Annotated in this window: 12 protein-coding genes and 6 tRNA genes; 12 read left to right on the forward strand and 6 right to left on the reverse strand. The window is 48.1% G+C overall.

What is annotated here, in order from left to right; all coding sequences use genetic code 11:
- Position 1: 1 nt before the first annotated feature.
- From EOE67_RS09000 to EOE67_RS09010, 3 genes are all read right to left on the reverse strand, one after another.
- Positions 2-1,033, reverse strand: coding sequence for a FemAB family XrtA/PEP-CTERM system-associated protein (locus EOE67_RS09000; RefSeq protein ID WP_127698772.1), 1,032 nt, complete (start codon positions 1,031-1,033; stop codon positions 2-4).
- A gap of 154 nt (positions 1,034-1,187) precedes the next feature.
- A complete protein-coding gene (locus tag EOE67_RS09005; RefSeq protein WP_206099536.1) occupies positions 1,188-2,042 on the reverse strand; it encodes an XrtA system polysaccharide deacetylase in 855 nt (284 codons plus the stop codon).
- Positions 2,043-2,047: 5 nt separating this feature from the next.
- Complete coding sequence (locus EOE67_RS09010) at positions 2,048-3,454, reverse strand: TIGR03013 family XrtA/PEP-CTERM system glycosyltransferase (protein ID WP_127698773.1); 1,407 nt, start codon at positions 3,452-3,454, stop codon at positions 2,048-2,050.
- A 184-nt stretch (positions 3,455-3,638) separates the two neighbouring features.
- On the opposite strand from EOE67_RS09010, the gene EOE67_RS09015 reads away from it, so the two are divergent.
- Genes EOE67_RS09015 through EOE67_RS09030 form a run of 4 tightly spaced genes read left to right on the forward strand, consistent with a single transcriptional unit; the run spans position 3,639 to position 8,496 of the window.
- Complete coding sequence (locus tag EOE67_RS09015) at positions 3,639-4,268, forward strand: XrtA/PEP-CTERM system exopolysaccharide export protein (RefSeq protein ID WP_127698774.1); 630 nt, start codon at positions 3,639-3,641, stop codon at positions 4,266-4,268.
- A gap of 25 nt (positions 4,269-4,293) precedes the next feature.
- Entirely contained in the window at positions 4,294-5,886 is a 1,593-nt protein-coding gene (locus tag EOE67_RS09020; RefSeq protein ID WP_127698775.1) for an XrtA system polysaccharide chain length determinant, read from the forward strand.
- A complete protein-coding gene (locus tag EOE67_RS09025) occupies positions 5,883-6,818 on the forward strand; it encodes an XrtA-associated tyrosine autokinase (RefSeq protein WP_240652762.1) in 936 nt (311 codons plus the stop codon). Before EOE67_RS09020 ends, EOE67_RS09025 begins: the two co-directional genes overlap by 4 nt.
- A 46-nt stretch (positions 6,819-6,864) precedes the next feature.
- Complete coding sequence (locus EOE67_RS09030) at positions 6,865-8,496, forward strand: porin family protein (RefSeq protein ID WP_127698776.1); 1,632 nt, start codon at positions 6,865-6,867, stop codon at positions 8,494-8,496.
- 83 nt (positions 8,497-8,579) lie between these two features.
- Here the strand turns inward: EOE67_RS09030 and EOE67_RS09035 are convergent, their stop codons facing one another.
- Entirely contained in the window at positions 8,580-9,641 is a 1,062-nt protein-coding gene (locus EOE67_RS09035) for an AAA family ATPase (RefSeq protein WP_127698777.1), read from the reverse strand.
- 317 nt (positions 9,642-9,958) lie between these two features.
- Between EOE67_RS09035 and EOE67_RS09040 the strand changes: the two genes are divergently transcribed.
- The 6 genes from EOE67_RS09040 to EOE67_RS09065 all read left to right on the forward strand — a co-directional run bounded on the left by EOE67_RS09040 (position 9,959) and on the right by EOE67_RS09065 (position 10,563).
- Positions 9,959-10,034: transfer RNA gene (locus EOE67_RS09040), tRNA-Ala, on the forward strand.
- A 13-nt stretch (positions 10,035-10,047) separates the two neighbouring features.
- Positions 10,048-10,123: transfer RNA gene (locus tag EOE67_RS09045), tRNA-Glu, on the forward strand.
- 30 nt (positions 10,124-10,153) lie between these two features.
- Positions 10,154-10,229: transfer RNA gene (locus tag EOE67_RS09050), tRNA-Glu, on the forward strand.
- 26 nt (positions 10,230-10,255) lie between these two features.
- Positions 10,256-10,331 (forward strand) — tRNA-Glu (locus EOE67_RS09055).
- Positions 10,332-10,353: 22 nt separating this feature from the next.
- A tRNA-Glu gene (locus EOE67_RS09060) sits at positions 10,354-10,429 on the forward strand.
- 58 nt (positions 10,430-10,487) lie between these two features.
- Positions 10,488-10,563: transfer RNA gene (locus EOE67_RS09065), tRNA-Ala, on the forward strand.
- Positions 10,564-10,746: 183 nt separating this feature from the next.
- Here the strand turns inward: EOE67_RS09065 and EOE67_RS09070 are convergent.
- Positions 10,747-11,346 carry an arylesterase gene (locus tag EOE67_RS09070; RefSeq protein ID WP_127698778.1) on the reverse strand — a complete coding sequence of 200 codons (600 nt, stop codon included), beginning with the start codon at positions 11,344-11,346 and terminating at the stop codon, positions 10,747-10,749.
- Here EOE67_RS09070 and EOE67_RS09075 point away from each other — a divergent pair.
- Together EOE67_RS09075 and EOE67_RS09080 are read left to right on the forward strand one after the other, a co-directional pair.
- Positions 11,345-12,052: an ABC transporter ATP-binding protein gene (locus EOE67_RS09075; RefSeq protein WP_127698779.1), complete on the forward strand. Its 708-nt coding sequence runs from the start codon at positions 11,345-11,347 to the stop codon at positions 12,050-12,052. The two genes, EOE67_RS09070 and EOE67_RS09075, sit on opposite strands and share 2 nt — an antisense overlap.
- Entirely contained in the window at positions 12,042-14,630 is a 2,589-nt protein-coding gene (locus EOE67_RS09080; protein ID WP_127698780.1) for an ABC transporter permease, read from the forward strand. Before EOE67_RS09075 ends, EOE67_RS09080 begins: the two co-directional genes overlap by 11 nt.
- 69 nt (positions 14,631-14,699) lie before the next feature.
- On the opposite strand, the gene EOE67_RS09085 is transcribed toward EOE67_RS09080, so the two are convergent.
- A complete protein-coding gene (locus EOE67_RS09085; RefSeq protein ID WP_127698781.1) occupies positions 14,700-15,593 on the reverse strand; it encodes a TIGR01777 family oxidoreductase in 894 nt (297 codons plus the stop codon).
- Positions 15,594-15,651 lie beyond the last annotated feature (58 nt).

Genomic DNA, 15,651 nt, shown 5'->3' on the forward strand with positions numbered 1-15,651 from the left:
TTTAACCCAAAAAGTGCGCTAGTTTCGGACCGAGCCAACGACTGATAGCTAGTGGAAGCTTCTGCCACATTTTTATAAATAGCTGATACTTAGGGTTATTCGGGCTTAAGTTAGACAGTTGTTCGGCTTTAATCAACTTAAACTGGTAATGCAGTAACTGGTTTTGCATGCCCCAGTGTTTTTTATAGCTGTAGGCGCCAGAGTCCAGTTTGCTGCGGCCAAAATCAAAGAAATGACATGCTTTGTTGGCTTTGGCGTGACACATCAGTTGATAGTACATGAAGTCGTTACTTTTCAGCTCACGGGCAATCGGCTTGCCACCGCCGTAGTAGGGCAGGACCTGACCTTGATAATAAAAATTAAATACCGAAGACACTGCAGCACCTTGCTGGCGAATGGTCAGAATTTCAGTGTCAGCAGGGAAGGCTTGTTGCAGCGCATCAATCAGTTTTTTCGAAAACACCGGCGTGCCGAGATTACGTAAACTCTCGGAGTAAATCTGATAAAAATCGGCGTTATCGGTTTCAATATGGGTGGTTAAATCGGTCTGCTGTGCGCGGCGGATTAAAGCGCGTTGATTCTTTTTGATCGCAGCAAGAATGGCGGCATCGTCAGCGGCGAGTTCACAGCCAAAAGTTGCATGCTGACTGCGGGTGAGCCAATCGTTGTCCTGCGCGTCTTTATAACGGAGTTCAACATGATCAACACCGAGCTCAGTACCGATTTCAATGGCTTTTTGCTCCAGCGCCCGCCGTACAGCCGGTTCGCCTAAAGCGCCGCCATAGACACAAAAAGGGGTCGAAACCAGTGCATTGCCGAATAAACGGCTGTTTACCCAAGCCAGCGGTAATACGCCAACGATCTGCTGATTTTCAGTGGCATACAAATAATAGGTCGGGTGATTCAGGGCTTTATTCAGCACTTGCTGCCAGCCAGCCAAATGGAAAAATGATCCATCGGCTTGCGCACGGACGAACTGATCCCAGGCCGGTTGTTGCGGATCGTCCAAGGCTAAGGTTGCAATTTGATACATCTAAATCCCTTAGTTGTGTTTGCTTTTTATACCCGTCATCCTTGAAGATTCGGGGTTGTTGGCAGCCTTCACTCGCCCCAGTCACATAGACTGCTATGCTCCTGGGGTCTCGCTCAGTTGCCGCCTACCCGAATCTGCAATGATTTTGGTTAAATTATAAGTTTTTTAGTGTCTGTTGATACACCTGGCCGAGACTGCCCCAATTAAACTGGGTCAATAAACGGTCCAGTTTGTGCTCCATTTTGTCCAGATTCACATAGTGCCGGAATTTAGATTTCTGACCAGCACCTTCGACGCGCGGCTGCTCCGGATCTACTTCCCAAGGATGGAAGTAGAACATGTACGGCATGCGATCTTCGCGCAGAAATTTACTAATCAGTGTGCTGCTGAGCCAATAGGGCATCAGTCGGAAATAACCGCCACCGGCAATCGGTAATTGGCGTCCTAACATGGTCAGCGTCGGCATTGGGATTTCCCAAATACCTTCCGGGCGCATATAAGGTTGTTGTGGCCAATCCGGTACACCGTATAAATCGTGTTTAATCGGGTAGGTACTGGAACTGTATACGTGACCAATGTCTTTGAGAATTTCAAAGGCCCATTCACTTTGTTTATTAATGGAAAAACTAGGTGCACGATAGCCAATCACTGCTTCGCCGGTCAGTTGTTCCAGAATGTCTTTGGCTTTCACCACATCATCCCGAAACTCAGCCTGAGTTTGCTGATGGACACGGGTGTGTGAAAAACCATGGCTTGCCACTTCATGACCGCGGCGCTGCACTTCTTTCACCAGATCAGGAAAACGCTCGGCGACCCAACCCAAAAAGAAAAAGGTGGCTTTAGCATTGTTGCGATCGAACTGGTCCAGTAACACCCGCGTATTGCGATCTACACGCGGTGTCATATGCTGCCAGTCGGCCGGGGTAATTTGCTGTTCAAAAGCAGCGACGTGGAAGTAATCTTCAACATCGACCGTCAGAGCATTAAGTTTGTTTATCGACAACGTCATCTGAATTAGCGGCCTTTACCAAACAAAACAATTTCCACGGTTCTGATCAAAATGACCAGATCCAGCAGTAAGGTGCGGTGTTTGATGTAATACAGATCAAACTTCAGCTTTTCCTGCGCATCTTCAGTGGTAGAGCCGTAAGGGTATTTCAGCTGTGCCCAGCCAGTTAAACCTGGTTTCACGTTATGCCGCTGATTGTAATACGGAATTTCTTTAACAAGCTTTTCAACAAACTCTGGACGCTCTGGTCTTGGGCCGACAAAACCCATGTCACCCATGATGATGTTAAACAGCTGCGGTAATTCGTCGATGCGGTATTTACGAATAAAACCGCCAATTTTTGTCACCCGATCATCGTTCACGGATGCCCATTTGGCACCATTTTTTTCAGCATCAGGACGCATGCTACGGAATTTCAGGATAGGGAAGGGTTTACCATCAATGCCGATGCGGATTTGTTTGTAAAAGACCGAGGTGCCGGTACGGCGGCCATCATCTAAATAAATGGCAAGGGCGGTGATCAGCATCAGCGGCCACAGCAAGCAAAGTACCACAATCGCTAACAGTGCATTCAGACGGTGGTCAAGGCTGGTTTTGAAGCGATGGTTCATTTCAAAACCGTTGGAATAAATAACCCAACTTGGGTAAATCAGGTTTACCGCAATCTGGCCGGTTTCCTGTTCAATAAAGTCGAGAATTTCGATGACATCAACACCACGGGTTTTACATTTAAATAAATGCTCAACCGGCAACATATTCCGCCGTTCATCACAAGCAATCACCAGCTGTTCAATATCATTCTCAACGGCGTATTCATACAAATCAGTTTTGTAATCAAAATGTATTGTTTTTGATTCTGGAATGTGACCAAGTTGGTCGCCATCGATAAATACAAAACCATGTACTTCAAAGTTTCTTTTATCAACATTCCGGCGCATCCGGCGTTCAATAATCGAAGCGCGTTCACCAGAACCTAAAATTAAAACTTTACGTCGACTGATTTTGGTGACGTCGTGGTAGTGGAATAACATCCGGAACGACGTCAGCGTGAGCATTGATAAAAACGCAGCGATCAGGCTGTAGCTCAGGCCAAGATGCAAAGAGGGGACAATACTGAAAATGACCAGTTCTAATAAAATACCGGACAATAACAAGGTGATAACAACCCGCTTCAGCACGCCGCCGGTGTCTTCACGCAATTTTTGATCGTAAAGACCAACCGATAAGGCGCATAACATCACGCAACCGGTAAACAGCACAGCGTTAATCGCGGCCATTTCCTGGTCAACAGGTTGGTAAAGGGAATAAAGATAAGAAGCTGCGAAACTCGAGACGAGCAGTAATAATGTCTCCCCGAGTAAAAACAACTTGTCAGCCAGCGTATTTTTTCCGAATCGAACTGCCTTATTCATTGATACTTCTTCCTGGAAATGCAACAACTATTTCAGTTTTCAACTTTGCCTACTTGACTAAGTTATTGTCGTGGAGAAGTATACGCTTGAGAAAATAAAACTGAAATTAATTTTTTATGTCTGTCGCCCAATAACGGTAAAATTCGGTTATATTACAAACGCATCAGCAATAAGGACGCAAGATATGAATGCAAAGTCAGGCCAATTTACAATTCTCGCCATCGCCGCAGCACTTACTCTGCAAGCGTGCAGTACCAGCCAGTTGCCACCGGCAACAGTTCAAAACTCTTTAACAACAGCGGTTACCGATTATAAATACCTGATCGGTCCAAACGATACTGTGACCATTTTCGTCTGGCGTAACCCGGAATTGTCTGGCTCCTTTATTGTGCGTCCGGACGGACAAATTACTACGTCGTTGGTTGAAGATATCCCGGTTGCAGGTAAAACACCGAGCCAGTTAGCCCGTGAAATGGAAAAAATTCTGGCGAAATTTATTCGTGATCCAGTGGTTACGGTGTCGGTCAACGGCTTTGTAGGTCCATTCAGCGAACAGGTTCGGGTGATTGGCGCTGCGTCAAAACCTCAGGCCTACCCATACCGTCAATATATGACGTTACTTGATTTGATGATCGCTTCAGGCGGTTTAACAGAATTTGCCAGCGGCAACAGCGCCAAGCTAGTCCGCACTAAAAATGGTAAACAAGTGAGTTATGAAATCAAATTGGATGATTTGATTCGTGAAGGTGATATTTCCGCCAATGTCGATATGTTGCCCGGTGATATCGTAATTATTCCGGAAGCCTGGTTCTGATTGTTGTAGTGTCTGGAGTAGTTCGATGAAGGAATTAAACCTTGCGATTGAGATGTTGCTCATCTATCTACAGGGAGTGTGGTTAAGACGCAGATATATTGTGATCACCGCTTGGCTGGTATGCCCAATTGGCTGGATTTTGGTATTTAACATGCCACCTACCTTTGAAGCGAATGCCAAAATATATGTTGAAACAAGATCTGTGCTTGACCCGGTGTTACAAGGTTTAACTATTCGGGACAATCCGGAGCAAGAAATTCAGTTGATGGCCAGGACGTTATTGAGCCGGCCTAACCTGGAAAAAATCGCACGGGCAACCGATATGGATATTTCGGCCTCTGATAGTCAGTCGTACGAAAACCTGATCAACTCATTGCAAAACAGTATCAAGCTCAGTGCTGCTGGCCGTGAAAATATTTACGTCATTTCTTATGCGAACTCCTCACCACAGCTAGCGAAACGGTTGGTGCAGGAGACGTTGAATATCTTTGTCGAAAGTCGGGTTGGCAATGCAGTTGCTGATAAACGCAAGGCATCTGAGTTCATCGATAGTCAAATTACCGAATATGAAACGCGTTTAGCAGAAGCAGAAACGCGGCTTTCTGAATTTAAAAAATCGCAAATTGCCATGGGGCCAATGTCAGACCAAGGTTTTTACAGCCGGATAGAGTCTGAAAAAGCGCGCCTCGAAGAAGCACAATTACGCCAGCGGGAACTGGAAGGACAGCTTGAGTCGGCCCGTCGTCAGTTACAAGGTGAAGCTTCTGGTTTCAGCGACAGTACTTCGGGCGCGAACTCTGGTTTCACCACCCAGTATGACGAACGGATTAAAACGCTACAGACGCAATTAGACGGCCTGCTGATCCGCTATACCGATGTGCATCCTGATGTCATCGAAGTGGGGCGACTGATTGAATCCCTGAAAAAGATGCGCGCTGAAGAGATTTCCAACCTGGAAAAAGCCATTGCCGGTGCGCCACAAAGCAGCGCTGGTTTTAGCCAGAATCAGGTATACCAGGAATTAAAACTTAATGTTTCCCGCCTCGAAAACGAAATTGCTTCAGTCAACGTGCGAGTGCGTAATTACGGCCAGAAACTGGAAGAACTGGAACGTCAGCGCAATATAGTCCCTGATATCGAAGCTAAATTTGCCGGTTTAAACCGTGATTATGAAATCACCAAAAGCAAATACGAAGAATTGTTGAGCCGGCGCGAAGCGATGGACTTATCCAGCCGTGCCGATGAATCGCAACAGGACGTGCAATTTAAGATTATCGAACCGCCACATGTGCCAATCAAACCATCAGGTCCACCACGACTGGCGTTTTACACCTTAGTATTGTTTGGTGGTATTGCCGCCGGTGTCTTTATGGCATTCGCCCGTAGTCAAATTTCTCCGGTCGTGACCAGCGCATTACAGTTAAAAACCATCGCCGATTTCCCGGTGTTTGGTTTGGTGTCGCATACCCAAAAAGATGCAATGTTGAAACAGAACAAAAAGCATTTACTGTACTTTCTCATTCTGAGTGCAATGCTGATGTTATGTTATTGTGCCTTGGTGGCAAATGAAATGGTGTTCGGATTGACCGCCAAGCAATTATTAGGGCGTCTGTTATGAGTACTATCGAAAAGGCCTTAGACAAACTGGGTGCCGCAGCGACGGCGTCACCCGCGACAGAGCCGGTGATTGAAAAGGCGATGGCCGCGGCCGATGAAGCCATCACTGCGCCAGCAGCGGTGCCAACCACTGAAGTTGCAGTGCAAGCGACAGCAACCGCAACCGCACCAGTGATAGCCGAAACCGTTGAGGCATCACCGCGCAATTTTATTGAAATTGACCTGCAAAGCCTTAGTAACCGCAATTTTGTCTCGATGGCCACCGAGCGGCGGCTGATTTATGAAGAGTACCGGGTGATTAAGCGCAAGCTTATTAACAACGCCTTTGGTGGCTTAAGTTCAACATTAAAGCATCCAAATCTGATTTTGGTCAGCAGCAGTCGGCCGGGCGAGGGTAAAACTTTCACCTCAGTCAATCTTGCATTGAGTATTGCGCTGGAACAAGACAAAACCGTGCTGTTGGTTGATGCAGACGTGTTAAGACCAAACGTATCCCGTACGCTTGAAATCAGCACCCCTTTGGGTTTGACAGACTATCTGAGTTCAACTGACATTGATGTTGCCGACATTATTTACAGCACCAACGTCGAACGGCTGAAGTTAATTACCGCCGGCAAACCGCACCATTTGTCGACTGAGTTGCTGGCCAGCGACAAGATGATTGAATTGGTGAACGAGTTTGCATCCCGTTATCCGGATCGGATTGTCATTTTTGACGCACCGCCTCTGCTCGGCGTCAATGAAACTGCGGTACTGGCAGCGATGTGTGGTCAAGCCGTGGTGGTGTTGGAAGAGAATAAAACCAAACTGAATGAGCTGGATAAGGCCTTGAGTTTGTTGCCAAAAGAGTTGGCAGTTGGTTTTGTTATCAACAAGGCTTATTACAGCCGTGATAAAGGATATGGCTACGGTTATGGATACTATGCGGAATAGCAAAGCATTGCGATATAGCATACCAAAGCACACTGGCAAGGCGAATTTGGCCAGCAACAGCGTGGGTGCGGTGGTACTAAAACTCTCTGCAATTTCACTGGCATTTCCGGTGGTAGCCGATGTCAAAATCACCCCATCGTTGTCGACAAGTACCTATGCTTATCAGGTTGAGGTGGGTGATGCCGGTACTGATGAAGGTTTAGCGCAGGCGGTCACACCCGGGATCATTCTGGCGTACAGTACCCCCTGGCTGAAATCAAGTTTCAGTATCGATCAGATGGCGTTGTTTTATAAAGACGCCCAGCGTGAAAACAGCACTTATATCAATTATCGGCTGAACAACACGGCCAGTTTTTTACATAATAGACTGGCTTTTCAGGTTGGTTCGACCCAATCCTATCGTTCTACCGGTGGCCAGTTTTCTAACTATGTCGATGAAGTGACGAATAGCGGCAATATGGCGAAGGTCATCAACAATAGCGCCGGTATGAGTTACCGCAATGATACGGTGGAGTGGCTGAACACCAGCGTGAAGTTAAATGCGTCAGAGTCGCGTAGTGATCAGGTATCAGAACCGATATTTGATGAGGATCCGTTTAATCAGGATTTGAATGTACAACGGGTGACCGGTGCTGTTGAATTGAAGTCGGCAGACCGCAACCGTAAGTTTTTCTGGGGTTTTGATGCCAATGCCTCAAAAACAGGTCGTAAACAAAGCGAAGATTTATACAACCGTCGTGGTTACGGCGTGATTGGCGTGCCATTTTTCTGGCGTGTTTCAATGATTGGCCAGGGGAGTTACGAAAGTAACAGCCGACTGACCAACGTCAATAGTTTGTTTGGTGGCTATCGGAATTACCACAGTATCGGCGGTGGTTTGGAGTGGAAAATCACTGATCGTTCCTGGTGGAACGTTACCTTTAATAAGGTGAACGATCAGGAAGGGCGCCGCGAGTATATCGGCACCCAGTTCAGTATTCAGCCGTCACGTCGGACCAAGTTAACCGGAACTTTGGATCGGCGGTTTTTTGGCCGTAGTGCTGAAGTGAGCGGTAGTTACAATTTACAGCATTTGACAATGCAGGTCACAGTGTCTGACTCAGTGAACTCATTGCTTAGCTTAAATGGTGACAACGCCGAGTACGGTTTGTTTTTGTGTCCACCGGGGCAGGCACCAGGTCTTTCAAACTGTTATCAACCACCGACAGCGCAGTATCGGCCACAACCTGGTGAGTCTTACTACAATATTTTGTTACCAGGCCAGGAGTTAAGTGAGCAGATTGTGGTTCGCCGTAATCTCAATTACACCCTTGGTTATGGTTTTAGCCGGTTAAAATTGCAACTGCAAGTAGGCCAAAGGCGAGATATTTATCTGGAGCGAAATGCCGAAGTTGAAGATCAGTATATAAACGCCAGCAGCAACTGGCAGTTGTCGCAACGTAATAGTTTGTCGTTGAGTTCGTCTTACTCGCGGATTGATTATCAACTGGATGAAAGTTTACCCGGGACTGGTCGGCGTGAAGGGACACAAGCAACAAATACATTAGCTTTTAACCGCAAAATTAATCCGGACCTTAGTGGCGCATTATCGGTACGCCGTGTTGACGTTAATTTTGAAGGTAAGTCGTTGGATTACAAAGAGAATCGGATTCATTTTGATCTGGATTTTAAATTCTGACAACTTTAAAACCGGCTCACTCTAAACCAGACTAAAGTAAATTCTGGCAAAAGTGTTGATGTCATCGGTTTAACAAAGGCAGCTTAGCTGCCTTTGTCGTCTTCAAGCTTACGCATCACTTGTTGATGTTGTTGATTCAACAACGTATCCAGTTCTTTCGCCATCTTGATTTTATGCTCCAGCGAGCTGTCGAGTAATCCGGAAAGTTCAGCCAGCATGGCGTGATAAGGATTTGCCGGTGTAGCTTGGGTTGCGGCTTCTGCAGGGGCTGTCACTGTTGTTGTCATGACGGCAACTGGCGCAGCCTGGATCGGTATGGTTTGTGTTGGTTGGCGCTGAGCAACCTCGCCACTGATTTCGGTGATCACTTCTTCGACATCAGCCTGTAGCAATAAGGTTTTATCTTCCAGATATCCGAACAGTAAAATGCGATCCATCAAGTTATTGATTTTACGAGGAATACCATTTGTGAATCGATAAACGCTGCCAAAGCAACTTTGGTCAAGCAACGGCCGGCTAACGCCTGCTTGTTTAATCCGATATTCGATATAGGCCTGACAATCTTCTTCTGACAACGACGATAAATTTGACGACGCAATAATACGTTGCCGGAACTGCTCCATATGCGGCGACTGAATAATGGCATTCAGTTCGTTTTGCCCCAGCAGAAAGCTTTGTAATAATGGTTTGCCGGCGATTTGGAAATTGGACAACATCCGCAGTTCTTCAATCGATTCCAGTGGTAAATTCTGCGCTTCATCCACTAATAGCAACGCGCGCTTATTTTGACCGTGTAACAGCGTCAGATAGTGTGAAATGGCTTCGATATAGGCCGTTTTATTATTGTCTTTGACACTCAAGCTGAAGACGGAAGCGATCATCCGCAATAAATCATCCGGGCCAAGCCTGGATGTGACGATTTGTCTGGCGACTATTTGCTGGTCAAGACGTGCCAACAGTTGATTGGCAATGGTGGTTTTACCGGTGCCGACATCGCCGGTGATCACAATAAAACCTTCACCCTGGCTTAAACCGTATTGCAAATAGGCGAGGGCGCGTTTGTGCAGTTTACTGGCGAAAAACCACTGAGGATTTGGGGTCAGTTGAAAAGGCCGCTCGTGAAATCCGTAATACGATTCGTACATCAATGACTATCCTAAATTAGCAGTTGTCAGTCCTGCCTGCTGTTTGATCCGGTCCAGCAGACTTTAATTCGGTCGAAATCATAGCACAGCAGCTGCTAAAACTGACAATCTTCTGCAGCTTACTGGCTTACGACAACCATGAAAAAACAGCGCAATACCACTGTTTTCGCATGCTTTTTCAGCTGCGTGTTTAAAAAGTATCCGAACAGATCGGCCATTGGAAAAAACTATTGACACATATTAGCGTGCCCCATAGAATGCGCCTCGTCTTGTGACGAAGCCACTTCAGCAATGGAGTTGTAACGTCCATACGGTGTGGGGCTATAGCTCAGCTGGGAGAGCGCTTGCATGGCATGCAAGAGGTCAGCGGTTCGATCCCGCTTAGCTCCACCAAAGTTTACAATGTGTCCCTTTCGTCTAGAGGCCTAGGACACCGCCCTTTCACGGCGGTAACAGGGGTTCGAATCCCCTAAGGGACGCCAAGTAAACACAAGACACGAATGTATCCGCGGGTCCCTTTCGTCTAGAGGCCTAGGACACCGCCCTTTCACGGCGGTAACAGGGGTTCGAATCCCCTAAGGGACGCCAATACATTCACCCGATAACAGCACTGTGTCCCTTTCGTCTAGAGGCCTAGGACACCGCCCTTTCACGGCGGTAACAGGGGTTCGAATCCCCTAAGGGACGCCACGCTGCTATCAAATCCTGGGATGTCCCTTTCGTCTAGAGGCCTAGGACACCGCCCTTTCACGGCGGTAACAGGGGTTCGAATCCCCTAAGGGACGCCACTTAGGAAATTCAGATATACCATCCTGTAGCCTCAATCCAGTTGGCAGCAGTCAAGATGGGGCTATAGCTCAGCTGGGAGAGCGCTTGCATGGCATGCAAGAGGTCAGCGGTTCGATCCCGCTTAGCTCCACCAAATCAAGCGACACCAAACCCAGCTCCAGTAAATTCCAAAAAATCTCCTTATTAAATGCCTTGTTACCACACTTACGATATTTCAGTTTTACGTTGCGCCCATCAAATTCTGCCAATGCTCAAATTTACGCCGCCATCTAAAAGATGCCGGGCAGACCCATTCGTTCTGCTCTGACACTTCAGCTTACAATTTCTGCAGTAACGGCGCGATAAAATCGCGGATAATCGGCTGCGCTTTAACGTTCGGATGAATACCATCCGCTTGCATCAAATCGGCTTGCACCGCGATGCTATCCATGAAAAATGGCCAATAGACCGCCTGCTGTTTTTCGGCTAATGCCGGATATAACGCGACAAACTGCCTCGTATAACGTGGCCCATAGTTCGGTGGAATGCGTATCTGCATCAGGATTGGTTTGGCCTGGTGGTTTTTCACTTCGGCAATCAATAGTTGCAGGTTTTGTTCGATTTGTGCCGTTGGAAAACCGCGTAATCCGTCGTTACCACCGAGCTCAATTAACACTGCCTGCGGTTGATGTTTAGTCAGTAATTCAGGTAATCTGGCAAGACCACCGGCTGTAGTCTCGCCGCTGATACTGGCGTTGATGATGGTCCAAGAGGACTGATTTTTCTCAAGTTGTTGTTGCAACAGATGCACCCAGCCTTGCTGTTGTTGCATTCCGTAACCGGCGCTTAAACTGTCGCCCAGAATTAATAACTTTTGTGTTGCCGCCTGCAGTGACAGGCTGAAAACCAAAACTAAAATGGTGAAGCAAAATCTCATGTCATTTACACCAGAAATTTATATCCAGGCCAAAGCGCTGACCAAACAAGTACAGTTGACCGATTCAACTCTGACTATCCTGCAACATATCGATTTGACAATCAACCGCGGGGACAGTGTGGCAATTGTTGGCGCCTCAGGTTCCGGCAAATCAACGCTATTAGGTATTCTGGCCGGGCTTGACACGGCCACCAGCGGCGAAGTGTATTTAGCAGGTCAACCTTTGCATGCATTAGACGATGACGCGCGGGCCGAACTACGTGCCCGCCAGGTCGGTTTTGTGTTTCAGTCCTTTTTGCTGCTGCCAAGTTTGTCCGCACTGGAGAACGTGACGTTACCGGCTGAACTGGCCGGCATTAAAAATGCGACACAGCGCGGCCGCGAATTACTGGCGCTGGTTGGATTAACCGAAAGGGCAGATTTTTATCCAAGCCAGATGTCCGGTGGTGAGCAACAACGTGTCGCCATTGCGCGCGCTTTTATTACCAAACCGGCCATTTTATTTGCCGACGAGCCTTCGGCGAATCTGGACGAAACCACCGGCGCCAAAATAGAAGATTTGCTGTTTGAACTGAACGCACAGCAGGGCACAACGCTGGTGCTGGTGACGCACAACCCGGCTTTGGCCAAACGTTGTGCCAAACAAGCCACCATGCAGGCCGGACATTTAACCATGGCTGTGGCGGAGGTGACCAGTGTGGCCTAACGTTGCCTGGCGTCTGTTCTGGCGCGAATTAAAACGCGGTGAGTTATGGGTGATCGCTTTCGCCCTTTGTTTAGCCGTATTTACCGTGGTCAGCTTAAGCGGCATCACTGAAAGCGTCCGCTCGGCGTTGGCCCAGCGTAGCGCCAATTTTATTGCCGCTGACAAAATATTGCGCTCCAGCTTGCCATTTAACGAAGCTATTTTTGAAAAAGCCGCCACGCTACAGGTTAAATCGGCCAAACAAATGCAATTTAGCACCATGGTGTTTGCCGGTGATGAAATGCAGTTGGTGAGTGTAAAAGCAGTGTCCGCCAGTTATCCGCTGCGTGGCAAATTGACGTTACGTCAACATGAAGCCGTTGATGCGCCGATTGTGCCGACCTTTTCGCAAGGTGAAGTGTTCCTGGAGCCGCGTTTATTGCAGCTGCTGCAAATCAAAGCCGGCGATATGATTGAAGTGGGTGTCAGTCAATTGAAAGTCGCTGGCGTGATCGCCGAAGAGCCTGATGCGCCGCTGAGCGTGTTTGGCAATGCGCCGAGGTTGCTGATGCACGTTGATGATGTCGCTGCGACCGAAGTGGTGCAACCCGGTAGCAGAATTGGCTATCGTTATCAGTTTGCAGGCTCGGACGCGCTTCTGACACAACTGGAAACAGAGGTTAAATCTCTATTAACTTTGCACGACCGTTGGCAAAAGCTCGATCGTGAATCTGCGGTGGGTTCAGCATTAGATCGCGCGGAAAAGTTTTTACTGTTGGCAGGTTTGCTCGGCATTGTGTTGGCAGCATGTGCGGCGGCCGTTGCGGCCAGTCAGTATAGTCAGCGCCACGCCATGTCAGTTGCGGTGATTAAAGCACTTGGCGTGACCACGGCAACCGCCCGCAAAATCTACGCCAGCCACCTGAGTTTAGTCACCTTGTTAAGTGTGAGTATTGGCCTGGCTTTAGGGCAATTTGCCAGCAGCAGCGCCCAGTGGGCGATTGTGAACTGGCTTGGTGACTATCAGGCTGAATTTAGCAGCCGGCCGTTATGGCTCGGTCTGCTGACCGCTGTTATTTGTGCTGGTTTGTTCTCGGCCCGACCGATTTGGCGCTTAGCCGCGGTGCCTGCGCTAAACGTACTGCGCCAACGCCAGCAAGAATGGCAATTTGATATCTGGCATCTGGCCACTGGTGCAGTTGCTGTCTGGTTGTTGATGTGGTTGTTCAGCGGTGATCTGTGGTTGTCGGCCTGGTTGTTTTTACTTTGTGTGGCTTTTGCTGCGTTGCTATTGGGTATGGCCGCTGTCATTGTCAAAGTCGCTAAACCGATGAGCGCGGGTCAAAGCAGTGCGCTTCGTCTGGCGTTGGCCAATTTACGCCGCCGCTTATGGCCGAATAGTTTTCAACTGATCACCTTTAGTCTGGCGCTGTTTTTAACTTTACTGCTGTATTTTTTGCGTGCTGAACTCATCGGACAATGGCAACAACAAGTGCCAGTCGGAGCGGCGAACCAGTTTTTGGTCAATATCACCGAGGCTGAAAAGCCGCAAATAAGCGCCTTGCTTACAAAAAATCAACTGACGGCGGGCAACTATTATCCGATGATTTCCGGTCGGGTACTGAGTGTCAATAACGAAACCCTGACCGAGCCAGACGCTGAGAATAGCGATAAGGCCGAAAGTGAAAACCGGGATACTGCTAATCGTGATACTGCAGAGCGCAAAAAAGGCGAACAGCAAGCGGATCAGACGGGCACTGCTGCCAATGCCGAAACTGCTGAACGCCGCCGTGGTATCGGTCGAGAACTCAATCTCACCTGGCTCAGCCAGATGCCAGCCAATAACGAAGTGGTCAAAGGTCAGTGGTTTGTGGATGGTGGTAAAGCTGAAGTGTCGGTTGAAGTTGAACTGGCTGAACGGTTGGATTTAGCCATCGGCGATACCATCGGTTTTTCGGTGGGCGGCCAGCAATTCAGCGCTAAAGTCAGTAGTTTTCGAAAAGTGGACTGGAATAGCTTACAGCCAAATTTCTTTATGATTTTATCACCGGATTTAATGGCGACTTTTCCGGCAACCTACCTGACAGCTTTCTATTTGCCGCCGGCGCAACAACCATTGTTGAATCAGCTGGCGCGGCAATTTCCAACGGTATCGGTATTGTCGGTGGATAATATCTTAAAGCAAATCAACGATATTATTGCTCAGGTATCATTAGCGCTGACGGTTATTCTGGCGCTGGTATTTGCTGCTGCGGTGTTAGTGTTGGTGGCGCAAGTGCAGGCAACGCTGGAGCAGCGGCAACAGGAGCTGGCAATTTTGCGCACCTTAGGCGCCAAAACGGTATTCTTAAGGCGTGCCGTGCTGGCAGAATTTGCCGCGCTTGGCCTGATGGCCGGGGTGTTTGCCACGGTGCTGGCGGAAATACTGTTAGCGGTGCTGCAAGTGCGGCTATTCGAATTACCGTTTTCGCTGCACTGGAACTTATGGTGGATAGGACCAGGGCTTGGCATGTTGCTGATCACCGGGCTTGGTTATCTATTGCTGCGAAAATTATTGATTGTGGACGCGCCAACGTTACTGCGCCGTGCATTGCAGTAGTTTTCTGCTTTGATGGAGTTTTCCAATGCACTGGTATGAAAGGAGAAACCAGTGCATTGTCGGGCGATATTAGAGCGTTAAATCTTGCAAAGCAGCACGGAACTGACTGAATTTAAAAGTAAAACCCTGGTCAAGTAGCCGTTGTGGATACACATTTTGGCCGAACAGCAATAAATCAGACATTTCACCAAACAACAACTTTACCGCAAAAGCCGGCATTGGCAACAACGCCGGTTTTCCCAAGCGCTCCGCAAGTATTTTTGTCCACTGTTTGTTACTGACCGCCATCGGCGCCGTGGCATTAAACACGCCACGAAGTTCCGGTTGCAGTGATAAATAATCAAAAATGGCAATTAAATCATCCAGATGGATCCACGACATATATTGCTCACCGTTGCCGATGACTCCGCCTAACCCCAATTTAAACGGTGGTAGCATTTTCTGCAAAGCCCCGCCATTGGCGGCCAGCACAATACCAATCCGCAAAATACAAACTCTGGTTTGCTCGGAACGGGCACGATTGGCCAGATTTTCCCAGCGGGCGCAGATGTCGTGACTGAATTCTGGGTAGTACGACTGATAGTTTTCATCAATCGCATCGCCAGACTGCCGGCCATAAAAGCCGACGGCAGAGGCGTTAATCAGCGTATGGGGTGGGGTGGTCGCTTGCTGGATCAAAGCCACCAGCTGCTCAGTCAACTGCCAGCGACTTTGACAAATGCGCTCTTTTTGCTGTGGAGTCCAGCGGCGGTTGGCAATAGATTCACCAGCAAGATTGATCACCATATCCAGCTGATTAAAATCAATATTGGCTAACGATTCTATGGCCTCGACCGTATTGCCAAATTGCTGCTGCACCTTTTTTACCGATCGGCTCAGGACAATCAGTTGATGTTGATTTTGCCATAATTTGACCAGCGCCGAACCAATCAGACCACTAGCACCGGTAATTAATATTCGCATGCACTGACTCCAAAAAAATGGCCGTGCCGTGATGCCGACACTTACACTATTGATTCAA

This window comes from Rheinheimera riviphila, assembly GCF_004005945.1.
GTDB lineage: Bacteria > Pseudomonadota > Gammaproteobacteria > Enterobacterales > Alteromonadaceae > Pararheinheimera > Pararheinheimera riviphila.